The following is a 13,339-nucleotide window of genomic DNA, read 5'->3' as shown; positions in this document are numbered from 1 at the left end:
GTAAAACGACTAACTCGCGGGGGGATTCTGTTCCCGGTCGAGGTCGCCGACGATGCCGAGCCCGTCCCGACCCCGCTGCTCGCGGTAGGCGACGCGGCCGACGACGTGCGCGATGACCGGCGCGGTGACGAGGGTGAACAGCCCGACCAGCACCAGCATCCAGATGTCGACGTTGCCGCGCAGCCGGACGACGCACCCGAACAGCACCAGGAGCATGCCGATGACTTGGGGTTTGGTCGCCGGGTGCATGCGGGAGAGGGTGTCGGCGAAGCGGACGATGCCCAGCGCCGCGGTCATCGCGAGCAGCGCACCGAGCAGGATCGCGATCGCGGCGAGGACGTCGAGTGCGGCGCTCACTGGTCGTCACGCACCCGGAAACGGGCCACCGACACCGAGCCGATGAAGCCGACCAGCGACAGCGCGACGATCGCCGGGACCAGGGTGGTGTCCATGCTGTACGCCGCCCACAGCGCGAGACCGCAGATCGCGACCGCGACCAGGGTGTCCATCGCGACGAGGCGGTCCAGGGTGTGCGGGCCCGCGAGGAGCCGGTACGAGGTGAGCACGGCGGCGATCGACATCATCACGCCTGCGATCACGATCACGGTCGTCATCGGGGGCTCCTTTCGGTGGCGTTGTCGTCGGGCAGCGGGGCGGGTGTCCACTCGGTGTCCCGCTCGAAGGCCTGGATGAACAGGCGGTCCAGCTGCCGGACGGTTCGGTGGAAGTGGCGCACCGCCTTGTCGGTGCCGATGTCGAGCACGTGCACGTACACGACGCGCTTGACGCGGTCGACCTCGAGCACCAGGGTGCCGGGGATCAGGTTCAGCACGTCCACGCACAGCGTCAGCACGAGGTCGGACTTGATGCCGAGCCTGCACCGCAACACCCCGGTCACCGGCAGCGGCCCCGGCCGCACCGACAGCCACGCGACCTGCACGCTCGACTGCGCGGCGTAGCCGAGCGCGAGGCCGATCAGCTTGACCACCGACCACAGGTGGATCCGCCCCTGCACCGGCACCCTCGGCAGCGGCAGCAGCACCGTGATCAGGGTGGCGACGACCACCCCGCCGAGAATGTTGGCTGCGGACACGTTGCCCCACAGCAGCACCCACACGAGGACCAGCCACACCAACGACGCCGCCCGCAGCGCCAGCGCCCGCGTCATCGGTCGCCCCCGGACGCCGTCGCCTGCTCGTGGTGGCCGGGCCCGAGGACCGCCTCGATGTAGATGGACCGGTCCTGCAGGTCCGCGGCTGCCCGGTCGGTGACCGCGATGATCTGACCGGCGAACACCGTCAGGGCGATCCCGACACCGACCAGCGCGATCGTCGGTGCCAGCATCAGCGCGGGCATCCGCCCGACGTCCTCGCGGTCGACGAACGCGATGTCTTCCTCGGACTCGTCGATCAGGGCGGACGGGCTGACGTCCGCGAGGTCACCCTCCGGGGCGTCGGCGCGGGCCCGCCAGAAGGCCTTCGTCCATACCCGGGCGACGACGTACAGGGTCAGCAGGCTGGTGACGGTGCCGCCGGCGACGAGGATCCACGACAGCACGCTCGGGTGCGCGGCACCGGCCTGCAGCAGCGCGATCTTGCCGATGAATCCGGAGAACGGGGGGATGCCGCCGAGGTTGAGGGCCGGGATCAGGAACACGATCGCCAGCACCGGGCTTGCCGCGGCGAGACCGCCGAGCCGCCGCAGCGACGACGATCCTGCCTGCCGTTCGATCAGGCCGACGACCAGGAACAGTGTGGTCTGCACGATGATGTGGTGCGCAACGTAGTAGATGGCGCCGGACAGGCCCTGCTCGGTGGACAGTGCGATGCCGAACACCATGTAGCCGATGTGGCTGATCAGCGTGAACGACAGCAGTCGCTTGATGTCGGACTGGGCGATCGCACCGAGGATGCCGACGATCATCGTCAGCAGCCCGCACACCAGCAGGACGTCGTCGAGCTCGCCCTGCGGGAACAGCAGCGTGTGCGCCCGGATGATCGCGTACACGCCGACCTTGGTGAGCAGGCCGGCGAACACCGCGGTGACCGGGGCGGGCGCGGTCGGGTAGGAGTCCGGTAGCCAGGTGGACAGCGGGAACACCGCCGCCTTGATCCCGAACGCGACGAGCAGCACCCCGAAGATCGCCATCCGTGTCCCGGCGGGAATGTCGTCGAGCCGGACCGCCATCTGGGCCAGGTTGAGGGTGCCGGTCGCGCCGTACGCGAGGGCGATGCCGATCAGGAAGATCAGCGACGACACCATCGACACCATCACGTAGGAGACGCCTGCGCGGACCCGGTCGGCGCTGGCACCGAGGGTGAGCAGCACGAACGACGCCGCAAGCAGCACCTCGAACCCGACGTACAGGTTGAACAGGTCGCCGGCGAGGAACGCGTTGGAGATGCCCGCGGCGAGCGCGAGGTAGGTGGGCAGGAAGATCGACACCGGCTGGCGTTCGGTGCCGTCGTGGATGCCCTGCCCTACCGCGAAGGCCATGACGGCGAGCAGCACGGTGTAGGAGACGACGAGCATGGTCGCGGACAGCCGGTCCACGACGAGGGTGATGCCGATCGGGGAGTCCCACCCGCCGACCTGCAGCGCGGAGATGCCGTCCCGGTCGGCGAGGTAGAGCAGCGCAACGGACACCGCGAGCCCGGCGGTGAGCGCCGCGATGGTGATGGCGCGCTGGAACCGGGGCCGGCGGCCGCCGACGAGGGTGACGGCCGCGGCCAGCATCGGCACCAGCACCGGCAGCGGGGTGAGGTTCTGGACCAGCGTCATCGGCGGTCACCGCCGGTGGGCAGCGGGTCGCGTGGATCGTCGTCGCCGTCCGGGTCGGACGTGTTGTCGCTGTCCGGGTCGGACTTGTTGTGACCGTCCGGGTCGGACGTGTTGTTGCCGTCCGGGTCGGACATGGTGTCACCGTTCGGGTCGAACTCGTCGAAGTCGCCCTCACGCAGGTCCTCGTACACCTCGAGGTCCTCGAGGTTCTTGAGCTGTTCCAGGGGGATGGGATTGCCCTTGTCGTCGAAGGCGTCGCCGCTGAACGTGGAGTCGCCGGTGATCGGGTCGTCGGAGCGGTCGTGGTCGGGGGCCTCGGCCGGGCCGCGGCGGGTCTTGACCTTGGTGTCCTCGACGTCGTCCTCGACCGCGTCCTTGGTGTTGATCTTGTAGGACCGGTACGCCAGGGCCAGCACGAACGCGGCGATGCCCATCGTGATCACGATCGCGGTCAGGATCATCGCCTGCGCCAGCGGGTCGGCCATCGTGTCGTACACGTCGTTGGACCGGCCGACGATCGGGGCGCTGCCGGGCGGGCCGCCCATCGTGAGGATCAGCAGGTTGACGCCGTTGCCGAAGAGCAGCAGGCCGAGCAGCATCTTCGTGATGGACCGCTCGAGCAGCAGATAGACGCCGGTCGCGATCAGGACGCCGATGACGAGGAGGAACCCGATGTTCACGCTCATCGCGCTGCCACCTCCTCCGGCCGGGTCTCGACTTCGGAGTCGAGTCGCGCCCCGAGGCTGCGCAGCACGTCGAGGACGAGCCCGACGACGATCAGGTACACCCCGAGGTCGAAGAACAGCGCGGTGACCAGTTTGATGTCGCCGAGCAGCGGCAGCGTCACTTCGATCGTCGCGGACGACAGCACGGGTGCGCCGAGGAACAGTGAGGTCAGCGCGGTTCCCGCGGCGAAGATCAGGCCGAGGCCGAGGATCTTGCCCGCGTCGATCGGCACGGTTTCACCGAGTTCGTAGCGGCCGCCGGCAAGGTAGCGCAGGACCAGTGCGAGCCCGGCCGTCAGGCCGCCCGCGAAGCCGCCGCCGGGGGCGTTGTGGCCGGAGAAGAAGAAGTACACCGACAGCACCATCATCGTCGGGAAGATCATCCGGGTGGTGACCTCGAGGATCAGCGACCGGTGTCGGGGGTCGATCAGGTCGCCGCCCCGCAGCCACGTCGTCTCCGAGGCCGGGGACTCGAACTCGGGAACGTCCGCGACCCGCGGCGCGCTGCCGAATCGGCGGTTGCGGAACACCAGCGAGGCGACGCCGGTCGCGGCGACCAGCAGCACGCAGATCTCGCCGAGGGTGTCCCAGGCGCGGATGTCGACGAGCAGCACGTTGACGACGTTCTTGCCGTTGCCGACGTGGTAGGCGAGGTCCGGCATGTGCACGGAGATCGGTTCGGTGCTGCGGGCGCTCATCGCGAAGGCGCCGAGCGCGGTCACCATCGCGCCGACCGCCGCGCCGAGCAGCGCCCGCCCCGGCTTGAACCCGACGGACTGGCGTTCGTCGGTTTCGGCGGGCAGCTTGCGCAGCACCAGCACGAAGATCACCAGGGTCAGCGTCTCGACCAGGAACTGGGTCAGCGCGAGGTCGGGGGCGCCGTCGAGGGCGAAGATGACGCCGCAGCCGTAGCCGGTGACGCCGACCAGGATGACGGCGGCGAGCCGGTTGCGCATCACCGTCGCGGCCAGCGCGGCCGCGATCATGATGAGGCCGACGGCGAACTGGATCGGCGACTCCCACAACCGCAGCCGGGTCGTGGTGTCGGTGCCGAGCACCAGCAGGATTGTCGGCAGCAGCACCAGCGTGATCAGGATGGTGGCCTGGGTCAGTGGCAGCGAACCACGCTGGGTGGTGCCGGTCAGGCGCAGCGAGACGGTGTCCATGCCGCGCAGCGTCGCGTCGTAGACCCGTTCGGCGTTGCCGAGCGGGGCGTGCTCGAATCGCAGCCTGCTGACCCGACGGTGCATCAGGTACACCCCGACGCCGCCCGCGACGACCAGCACGGTCAGCCACAGCGCGAGCCCGAACCCGTGCCACAGCGCGAGGTGGTAGTGCTGGCTGCCGGGCAGGCTGTTCGCGTACGCGCTGAGCAGGGCGTCCATCACCGGCGAGATCAGGCCCGTGACCAGCCCGGCCGCCGCCAGCACCGTCGGAACCGCAAGGAACAGCAGACCGGGCCGGTGCATGGCCGCGACCGCGGGGCTCGGGTGGGTGAGCTGCTTGCGGCCGAACGCGCCCCAGATGAAGCGGATGCTGTAGGCGACGGTGAGGATCGACCCGGCAACGATGCCCGCCAGTTCGATCCAGCGGACGGTCGGATTGAGCACCGACGCGGTGGCGATCGCCTCGAGGGCGCCCTCCTTGCCGACGAACCCGAAGAACGGGGGCAGCCCGGCCATGCTGGCCGCGGCCGCGATCGCGACGAGGCATAGCACCGGCGCGGCCCTGCCGAGGTGCGCGAGCTTGCGGATGTCGCGGGTGCCGGTGGTGTGGTCGATGATGCCGACGACCATGAACAGGGCGGCCTTGAACATGGCGTGCGCGACGACCAGCGCCATCCCCGCGAGGGCGGCGTCGCGGGTGCCGGTGCCGACCAGGACGGTGAGGAAGCCGAGCTGGCTGACGGTGCCGAAGGCGAGGATCAGTTTGAGGTCGAACGCCCGCATCGCCCGCCAGCCGCCGAGCAGCATGGTGCCGAGGCCGAGCGTCATCACGGTGACCCGCCACGGTCCGGAGTCGGCGAACCCCGGTGCCAGCCTGGCGATCAGGTAGATGCCCGCCTTCACCATCGCGGCGGCGTGCAGGTAGGCGCTGACCGGGGTGGGTGCGGCCATCGCTCCGGGCAGCCAGAAATGCATCGGGATGATCGCGGACTTCGACAGCGCGCCGATCAGCACCAGCACTACGCCGACCGCGGGGAGCCAGCCGCCGGGCGGGTTCTCCAGCAGCACCGAGATCTGGTAGCTGCCGCCGACCTGACCGAGGATGATGAAGCCGACCAGCATCGCGAGGCCGCCCGCGGTGGTCACCAGCAGGGCCTGGGTGGCGGCCCGTCGGCTCGACGCGCGTTCGGCGTAGTGACCGACCAGCAGGAACGACAGGATCGTCGTCAGTTCCCAGAACGTGTAGAGGATGAGCATGTTGTCGCTGGTGACCAGGCCGAACATGGCGCCGGCGAACGCGACCATCTCGGCGGCGAAGATGCCGAGCCGGGTCTCGTCGTTCTGGAAGTACCGCGAGCAGTAGATCAGCACGAGGGTGCCGATGCCGAGGATCAGCGCGGACATGATCGCGGCGAGGGAGTCGAACCGCATGTCGATGTCCATCGACAGGCCCGGAGCCCAGCTGATGTGCAGCGACTGTTCGGTGTTCCAGTTCGCGATCACCCACACCAGTGACCCGGCGGGCACCAGCGACAGCGGCAGAAATGCGTTGCGCCCCATTGTTCGCACGGCAGCTGGCGCCAGAACGGCGGCGATTGCGTGGGCGAACAATATAGCGAGCAAGGGCACTCCGTCGGGGGTCGTTGCCGTGCGGCGGCGGGGTGTCGATACGCCCGGGAGTATCCGGGCGGTGATGTCCAGTTTAGGGCACGCCAGCTTTCTTCCTGCAGGCGGCTCCGCCTACCCCACGAAGCATTGAACGGGGGTTCATGTGCCATCCGCCGTCCGGAACTGGCACATGAACCCCCGTTCAATGCATGGGGCGGGGCGGGAGGCGCGGGGCGAGGCGGCGGTGTCAGCGATCCTCGGTGCGCTGCCGCAGTGTCCCCACCGCGGCGACGAGGGTCAGCGTGACCAGCGTCATCGCCAGGGCCACCGCGGGCAGGTCCGGCGGCGCGGTCGCCAGCGCACCCCGCGGCAGCTCGGTAAACGGGGACTGCGCCCCCAGCAGCCCCGACCCCGATGCCTGCCCGGCGACCGTCAGCGCGCTCGGCACGAACAGCACCGCGAGGCCGGCCACCGTCGCCCCCGACCTCGCGCCGACGCAGGAGCCGACCGCATACCCGGCGACCGGGGCGAGCGCGAACGAGCGGAGCACGTCGCCCAGCCCATCCGCGACGTCCGGCAGCACGCCGATCAGGCACACCGCCGCCAACAGGGTCAGCCCGACCACGACGCCCGGCCACCGCACGCCGGTCACCACGCCCGCCGTCACCCCGACCGCCAGGATCGCGACCCCGACCCAGGTGAGGTCGGACGTGCCGGGCAGCGTGCCCGCGGCCGCGGCGACGATCGCGGTGGTCGTGAGCAGCAGTGTCCCGTCCTGCCCATCGAGCAGGAACGCGGCCCCGATCACGACCGTGACGAACGCCCCGAGCAGCACCCAGGTCACGGTGCGATTGTCCTGTGTCGCACCGATCGCCGCGTTCGTCACCAGGGCGGCGAGCACGACGGCGAGGGTGACGGTTCCGCCCCGCGTCGACGGCCGCGCGGCGCGCCCGCCGCCGAGCAGCAGCGCGAACAGCGTTGCGACCGCCGCGGGCAGCACCAGCCACCACGGCGCCGGATCGACGGCGTTGCCCGCGTCGGTGAGCGGCGCGTACGCGGTCCAGCCGACCGTCATCGGGAGATCGAGCCGTGCGGTGGCATAGGGCACGAGCAGGAACGCGGCAAGCGCACCCCCGGTCACCGCCACCTCCTCGGCCCGGCCGGTGGCGGCGACCACCGCACCGCCGAGCGCAAGGCCCGCGCCGATGCCCGCGACGTAGGTCGCCGCGATCAGCCACTCCACCTGTCGCGCATCGCTGTTCACCACCAGCACCGCGACCGACAGGCCGAGCCCGAGCAGCGCCGCCAGCCGCGCGGTGCGGACCGAGCCGCGCCGCGACAACGCCCCGGCGGCCGCGACCGCCACCAGCAGTCCGACCGCGGCGGCGAGCGACCGGCTGGTCAGCAACGCCCGGATCTGCCCCTCCGATCCGGCAACCCCGACGGTTGCCGCCAGCGGGGTCATCAACGCCCAGCCCGCCGCGGCCGCGGTCAGCAGCGCGGCCAGGAAGGCGACGGTGCTCCGCGCGGTCGTCACCGGACCGCCCGGACGCCGCGAACGCCCCACGCGCAGAACGCGACCGCGACCGCGAGGGCGATGCCCGCCATCCGATCGTCGTAGCTACTGATCGCAAAGAAGGCGTCGAGGTCCTCCGAATACGCTCGTGACATCTCGACGCCACGCAGCGGTTCGTAGGCGCCGTCGAAGATGACATTCGGGGAGTGCGGCACGATCACCGTCGCCGCCGCGTGGAACACGGTGGACGCGAACGGGATCGCCAGCCCGACGGCGGCGACCGCCGCCGACCCGGGCAGGGCGGATGCCAGCGCCCAGCCCGCGCCGACCCCGACCACCGCGAGCCGCACCAGCAGCAGCGGTCCCTGGGCGCCGAGGTCCGGCCAGATCGCGCCGACCACCGGAACCGCCGCTGCCACCGCCAGTCCCGCGATCGGGGCCGGACGGCGGACCGCGACCGCGACGCCGACGGCGACCGCGACGGCGGCCACCGCGACCACGGCGGCGGACGGGACGTCGCGGAACGGGTTGCGCAGATCGACGAGGACCGGCATCGCGGCCGCCGCGACGCCGGTCGCCGCGAGCACGATCGCCCCGTCACCGGACCGGGTTCGGCGGGCGATCAGCCGGGCGCATACCTCGGTTGCGACCAGAACCACCACCATCGCGACCGCGATCACCACCCACTGCCGGAGCCGGGTGTCGTTGCCGCCCTGCCCGATCCAGGCGATCTGCAGCCGGTTGACCGCCGCGAGCACCACGACGGTCAGCAGCGCGGCACCGGCCTCGGGGCCGGTGATCCGGGGGATCCGGGACGACACGTTCGCGGTGGCCGCGGCGGCCGCCGCCAGCGCGAGGGTCACCCCGATCAGCCACCACGCGGGCTCGCCGAGGGTCGAGGTGCTCTCCCGTGCCGCCGCGGCACCCCACGCGGACACCGACAGAAAGCCCGCGAGCCCGCCAGCGGCGACCGCGCGCTGCGCGCCCCGGTGACCCCACCCGGCGGCGACCGCGGCGCCGAGCAGCGCCCCGGCGGCGAGACACTTGACGGTGTGCAGCGCGATCAGCCCGTCGACCCCCGCGACGCCGGGCACCGCGAGGCGGACGCCGAGCAGGACCGCGACGCAGGCCGCCGCGACCGCCCACCCGATCCGCCTCGACCCGTTCCGCGCCAGCGCAGCACAGGTTGCGGCCGCGACCACCACGGCGACGGCGATCGCGGTCGGTTGCGCGCTCAGCCACCGGTCGAGTTCGCGCCCCGAGGTGTGGACCGCCCACCTCCCGCCGGGCGGATCGGTGAGCACGAACGCCGCCAGGTAGCCGCCGAATAGTCCGGCGAGCGCGGGGACAGCGGCGCGGGGCGTGACAGGCATTGCCCGACGCTAACCGAACACGTGCCCGGATGCGCCGAGTGTGGGGCCCGGGCGTGCCACGATGTGCGCACCACAACACGAGGCGAGGAACGCACCATGGAATCGATCACCGAGAAGGCCACCACGCTCCTCGGGCTGCACCGGCCCGGGGAGCCGGTGATCCTTCCGACCGTCTGGGATGCGTGGTCGGCGAAGCTCGCCGTCGAGGCCGGTTTCGCGGCCCTCACCGTCGGTTCGCATCCGGTGGCCGACTCCCTCGGTCGCGCCGACAACGAGGGCATGAGCTTCACCGAACTGCTCACCCGTGTCGCCCAGATCACCGCGGCGGTCGACCTTCCGGTCTCGGTGGACATCGAGTCCGGTTACGGCCAGACGCCGGAGACCCTGATCAACGGTCTCGTCGAGGCCGGGGCGGTCGGGCTCAACATCGAGGACACCGTGCACGGTGAGGGCGGCAGGCTGCGGGAGGCGCAGGAGCACGCCGATGTTGTCGGGGGCCTGCGCCGCGCCGCGGACGCGGTCGGGGTGCATGTGGTGATCAACGCCCGCACCGACCTGTTTCTGCGGCGGGTCGGTGACGAGTCGGATCGGGTGCAGCGGGCCATTGCCCGGCTGACCCTCGCCGCGGAGGCGGGCGCGGATTGCCTGTACCCGGTGGGCTTCCACACCGACGAGGTGCATCGCGAGCTGACGGCGGCGCTGCCGCTGCCGGTCAATGCGATCGCCGACCCCGCCAGCGGCGAGAGGGCGAGCTATGCGGCGCTCGGCGTCGGACGGGTCAGCTTCGGCCCGCTGCTTCAGGCTGCGCTTGCGGTGCGCGCCAACGAGATTCTGGCGGGTTGGCGCTGACCGGCCCCGCTATCAGCGGCCCTCGGCGTAGGCGGCGAGGTGGGCGACCTGATCGGGGTCGAGGGACGGGCGGACGGTTGCGCGGGCGGTGGCCACGTCGTCGGAGGTGACGTCGGCGGCGTCCACGTTGCGGCGCATCGCGGACAGCGCCGCCTCACGCAGCAGCGCGGAGCAGTCGGCGGCGGAGTAGCCGTCCAGGTCGGCGGCGAGTGCTTCGAGGTCGACGTCGGCGGCCAGCGGGACGGAACGTCCTGCCGTGCGCAGGATCTCGAGCCGGGCCTCGGCGTCCGGCGGCGGAACGAACACCAGCTTCTCCAACCGTCCGGGCCGCAGCAGCGCCGGGTCGATCAGGTCCGGCCGGTTGGTGGCACCGACCACGACGACGTCGCGGAGCGGCTCCACCCCGTCGAGTTCGGTGAGCAGCGCCGCGACGACCCGGTCGGTGACCCCCGAGTCGGTGGACTGCCCGCGCCGCGGGGCCAGCGCGTCCACCTCATCGAGGAAGATCATCGACGGTGCCGAGTCCCGTGCCCGCTGGAACAGTTCGCGCACCGCCCGCTCCGATGCGCCGACCCACTTGTCCATCAGCTCCGCGCCCTTGACCGCATGCACCGACAGCTGACCGGAACTGGCAAGCGCCCGAACCAGATACGTCTTTCCGCAGCCGGGAGGTCCGTACAGCAGTACGCCGCGCGGCGGATCGACGCCGAGGCGCGCGAACGAATCGGGGTGCTGCAATGGCCACAGCACGGCCTCGGTCAGCGCCTGCTTGGTCTCCACCATGTCCCCGACGTCGTCGAGGGTGACCGACCCGACCGCCAACTCCTCGGTCCCGGACCGGGACAGCGGCCGGATCACGTCGAGCGCGCCGAGCAGGTCGGCGTGTTCGAGTCGCGGGTCGGTGCGGTCGGCGCTGGCGCGTGCGGCCGCCCGCATCGCCGCCTCCCGTACCAGTGCCGCGAGGTCGGCGGCAACGAATCCCGGGGCGCGGGAGGCGATCACGTCGAGGTCGAGGGTCGCGGTCGGCACCCGGCGGAGCAGCAGCTCGAGCAGTGATCGGCGGGTGCCTGCGTCCGGGAGTGGGATGGTCAGTTCGCGGTCGCAGACGTCCTGCCCGCGGGCCCGGCCGTCGAGGGCGTCGGGGTGGGCGGTGGTGGCGACGAACGCGACCCCCGGGGTGTCCACCGCGCGCCGCAGCTCGTCGAGGATCAGCGTCGACACCGGATCCGGCTCGGCGGGCAGCAGCGCATCCAGGTCGGTGATCAGCAGCACGCCACGGTCGTGGCGGAGGTGCGCGACGGCGTCGGCGACGCGCTGCAGCCGCGCGGCGGAGTCGAGTGCGCCGACGGTGGGTCCGTCCAGCTCGACCACGCCGCGCCCGGCGAGCACAGCCCGCGCCAATGTCGCCTTCCCTACCCCGGCGGGCCCGGTGACGAGGACGCCGAGATGGGCCGACGCACCGAGGGTGTGCAGCAGTTCCGGCTCGTCGAGTGCGAGGGTGAGCCATTCCGCGAGCTTGGCTGCCTGTGCGGCGACCCCGACCAGGTCGCGCACCGGCACCGCGTCCGTGCGGCGCACCTCCGGCTCCCGGACCGCCCGCGGTTCGGCGTCGGGTGACGCGGCGGCGCGGTGGGTTTCGCCCCAGCCGACGGCCGAGTTGGGTTGCACGCTCACCGGTCCGGCCGGGTCGACGGCCGTCACCGTCAGCAATTCGGATGTCCAGGTCACCCCGAAGGTGCGGGACAGCGACTGGGTCGCCACGGTGGTGGAGGTGCCGGGGCCGAGGTCGCGGGGCAGCAGGGACACGGTGTCCCCGACGGTGACGACCTTCCCCAGCAAGGCCTGCCGCAGCGTGGTGTCGGAGATCGAGCGGGTTGCCAGCGCGGATCCGCTGACGGTGACGGTGCGGGCGCCGTACACGGTTTCTGGTGAAATCACCACCCGCGCATCTTCTTTCACTCGCGCATTCGACAGGGTGACGTCGTCGAGGAGGGCGGTGCCGGTGGGGGTTCCGGACGGCGCGAGCGCGACAACGGCGGCGGTCCGGCGGCCGCCGACGACCGCGATCCCGTCCCATTCCCGCAGTCCCAGCGCGGCAAGGGCCTCGGGGTGCAGGCGCACCACCCCGCGGCGGGCGTCGGCGGCGGACGTGTTCAGTCGGGCGGTGAGGGCGAGTTCCGGGGACGTCACGGAACCCACCCTAGTTGTGATCGGTGGGGAACCGCGCCGACCAGTCGTGCAGCGCCGCGCTGAACTCCAGCGACTGCGGGAGCGGCACGATCATGTCCAGCGGGCCGGGCGGGAGCGGGCCCAGCTCGTCGAGCAGGTGATTGGCATTGGTGAAATGCGCGAAATGCAGGTCGGTGTGGCCCAATTCGTCGCGGATCGGCCCCACCTGCGCGCAGTTGACGTTCAGGTCCTTGTCGGAACACGTCAGCAGGACCGGGGTGCTGTCGGGGACGGCGGCGGCCAACCGCACCGGGTCGAGCGCGTCGGCTTCGGCGAGGAATTTCGCGTTCGAGCGGACCAGGCCGATGCTCGCGAGCAGCGGATCCGGTCGGGCGGGCAGGGTGCCGGACTCGCGCAGGCCCGCGATGGTGTCGCGGAGCGTGGCGCGGGCGGCGTCGGCGTCGGCGACCGACATCTGGCCGATCCGGACGGCCTGATCGAGTTGGGTGTTCAGTTGCGCGGTGAGCAGGTCCAGGTAGCGCATCGGGAGCGGGGCAAGCAGCCCGAGGCCGCCGTGCCCGATGCCGCGCTCGGCGAGGGCGAGCGCCGTGAAGGCGCCCTCGCTGTGCCCGACCAGGATCAGCCGGTCCGTCGGAACGCCGGTGCGCTCGGCCAGCACCCGGGCGGCGGCCGCCGCGTGATCGACCTGCGCGGTAAAGCCGAACTCGGCGAGGCGTTCGGGCGGCAACCCGGCGAGGCCGGTGGCGCCGCTGCCGAGCTTGTCGAAACGCAGACTCGGGATGCCCTGCGCGGCCAGGTCGTCGGCTATCCGGCCGATCGTGTTCGCGGTCAGGCCCGGCTGGTTGCCGTTCCGGTCGGTCGGGCCGCTGCCCGGCAGCAGCAGGACCGCCGCACCCGTGCGCGGGTGCGCCGGTGCGCGGAGGCTGCCGTGCAGCACGAGGCCGCCCGCCTCGAAGGTGACTTCGGTGTCGGTGCCGGACGGGGCAACCGACGATCCGGCAACCGGAATCGGCCCGCGGACCGGGAGCGCCGAGGCCGTGGCGGGCAGGCCAACCGAGCCGATCGCCACCGCAGCGGGAAGGCCCGCGGCGAACATCCGTCGCATCGCCCGTCGCATCGTCGTCGTCATCT

11 protein-coding genes are annotated in these 13,339 nt (G+C 71.7%); 1 reads left to right on the top strand and 10 read right to left on the bottom strand.

Going from position 1 to position 13,339, the window contains the following annotated elements; all coding sequences use genetic code 11:
* Positions 1-9: 9 nt before the first annotated feature.
* The 8 genes from mnhG to ACWF62_RS08360 all read right to left on the bottom strand — a co-directional run bounded on the left by mnhG (position 10) and on the right by ACWF62_RS08360 (position 9,169).
* Positions 10-357 (bottom strand): monovalent cation/H(+) antiporter subunit G, encoded by a 348-nt coding sequence (mnhG, locus tag ACWF62_RS08395; protein WP_378506096.1) that lies wholly within the window; start codon positions 355-357, stop codon positions 10-12.
* Complete coding sequence (locus tag ACWF62_RS08390) at positions 354-614, bottom strand: monovalent cation/H+ antiporter complex subunit F (RefSeq protein ID WP_378506097.1); 261 nt, start codon at positions 612-614, stop codon at positions 354-356. Before ACWF62_RS08390 ends, mnhG begins: the two co-directional genes overlap by 4 nt.
* Positions 611-1,168, bottom strand: a complete 558-nt coding sequence (locus ACWF62_RS08385; RefSeq protein WP_378506098.1) for a Na+/H+ antiporter subunit E — start codon at positions 1,166-1,168, stop codon at positions 611-613. The genes ACWF62_RS08390 and ACWF62_RS08385 overlap by 4 nt, the downstream gene beginning before the upstream one ends.
* Positions 1,165-2,781, bottom strand: coding sequence for a Na+/H+ antiporter subunit D (locus ACWF62_RS08380; protein ID WP_378506099.1), 1,617 nt, complete (start codon positions 2,779-2,781; stop codon positions 1,165-1,167). The genes ACWF62_RS08385 and ACWF62_RS08380 overlap by 4 nt, the downstream gene beginning before the upstream one ends.
* A complete protein-coding gene (locus tag ACWF62_RS08375) occupies positions 2,778-3,467 on the bottom strand; it encodes a Na(+)/H(+) antiporter subunit C (protein WP_452629810.1) in 690 nt (229 codons plus the stop codon). Before ACWF62_RS08375 ends, ACWF62_RS08380 begins: the two co-directional genes overlap by 4 nt.
* On the bottom strand, positions 3,464-6,295 hold the full coding sequence (locus ACWF62_RS08370) for a Na+/H+ antiporter subunit A (protein WP_378506101.1): 2,832 nt from the start codon (positions 6,293-6,295) through the stop codon (positions 3,464-3,466). Before ACWF62_RS08370 ends, ACWF62_RS08375 begins: the two co-directional genes overlap by 4 nt.
* A 232-nt stretch (positions 6,296-6,527) precedes the next feature.
* Positions 6,528-7,817, bottom strand: a complete 1,290-nt coding sequence (locus tag ACWF62_RS08365; protein WP_452629809.1) for a hypothetical protein — start codon at positions 7,815-7,817, stop codon at positions 6,528-6,530.
* On the bottom strand, positions 7,814-9,169 hold the full coding sequence (locus ACWF62_RS08360) for a hypothetical protein (RefSeq protein WP_378506103.1): 1,356 nt from the start codon (positions 9,167-9,169) through the stop codon (positions 7,814-7,816). Before ACWF62_RS08360 ends, ACWF62_RS08365 begins: the two co-directional genes overlap by 4 nt.
* 96 nt (positions 9,170-9,265) lie before the next feature.
* On the opposite strand from ACWF62_RS08360, the gene ACWF62_RS08355 reads away from it, so the two are divergent.
* A complete protein-coding gene (locus ACWF62_RS08355; RefSeq protein WP_378506104.1) occupies positions 9,266-10,018 on the top strand; it encodes an isocitrate lyase/PEP mutase family protein in 753 nt (250 codons plus the stop codon).
* 12 nt (positions 10,019-10,030) lie between these two features.
* Here ACWF62_RS08355 and ACWF62_RS08350 read toward each other — a convergent pair whose 3' ends face one another.
* Positions 10,031-12,208 (bottom strand): AAA family ATPase, encoded by a 2,178-nt coding sequence (locus ACWF62_RS08350; protein WP_378506105.1) that lies wholly within the window; start codon positions 12,206-12,208, stop codon positions 10,031-10,033.
* Positions 12,209-12,218: 10 nt separating this feature from the next.
* Positions 12,219-13,337: an alpha/beta hydrolase gene (locus ACWF62_RS08345; RefSeq protein WP_378506106.1), complete on the bottom strand. Its 1,119-nt coding sequence runs from the start codon at positions 13,335-13,337 to the stop codon at positions 12,219-12,221.
* Between the last annotated feature and the right edge of the window lie 2 nt (positions 13,338-13,339).

The sequence above is a fragment of the Rhodococcus sp. NPDC054953 genome (assembly GCF_053609225.1).
The sequence above is the reverse complement of the archived record's forward strand: the minus strand, read 5'-3'. Positions and strand labels throughout refer to the sequence as shown.

Bases quoted from the DNA above. Each gene is read 5' to 3' on its own strand.
- ACWF62_RS08390 (WP_378506097.1), bottom strand. From the start codon at position 614: ATGACGACCGTGATCGTGATCGCAGGCGTGATGATGTCGATCGCCGCC.
- ACWF62_RS08385 (WP_378506098.1), bottom strand. From the start codon at position 1,168: ATGACGCGGGCGCTGGCGCTGCGGGCGGCGTCGTTGGTGTGGCTGGTC.
- ACWF62_RS08380 (WP_378506099.1), bottom strand. From the start codon at position 2,781: ATGACGCTGGTCCAGAACCTCACCCCGCTGCCGGTGCTGGTGCCGATG.
- ACWF62_RS08375 (WP_452629810.1), bottom strand. From the start codon at position 3,467: ATGAGCGTGAACATCGGGTTCCTCCTCGTCATCGGCGTCCTGATCGCG.
- ACWF62_RS08360 (WP_378506103.1), bottom strand. From the start codon at position 9,169: ATGCCTGTCACGCCCCGCGCCGCTGTCCCCGCGCTCGCCGGACTATTC.
- ACWF62_RS08355 (WP_378506104.1), top strand. From the start codon at position 9,266: ATGGAATCGATCACCGAGAAGGCCACCACGCTCCTCGGGCTGCACCGG.
- ACWF62_RS08345 (WP_378506106.1), bottom strand. From the start codon at position 13,337: ATGACGACGACGATGCGACGGGCGATGCGACGGATGTTCGCCGCGGGC.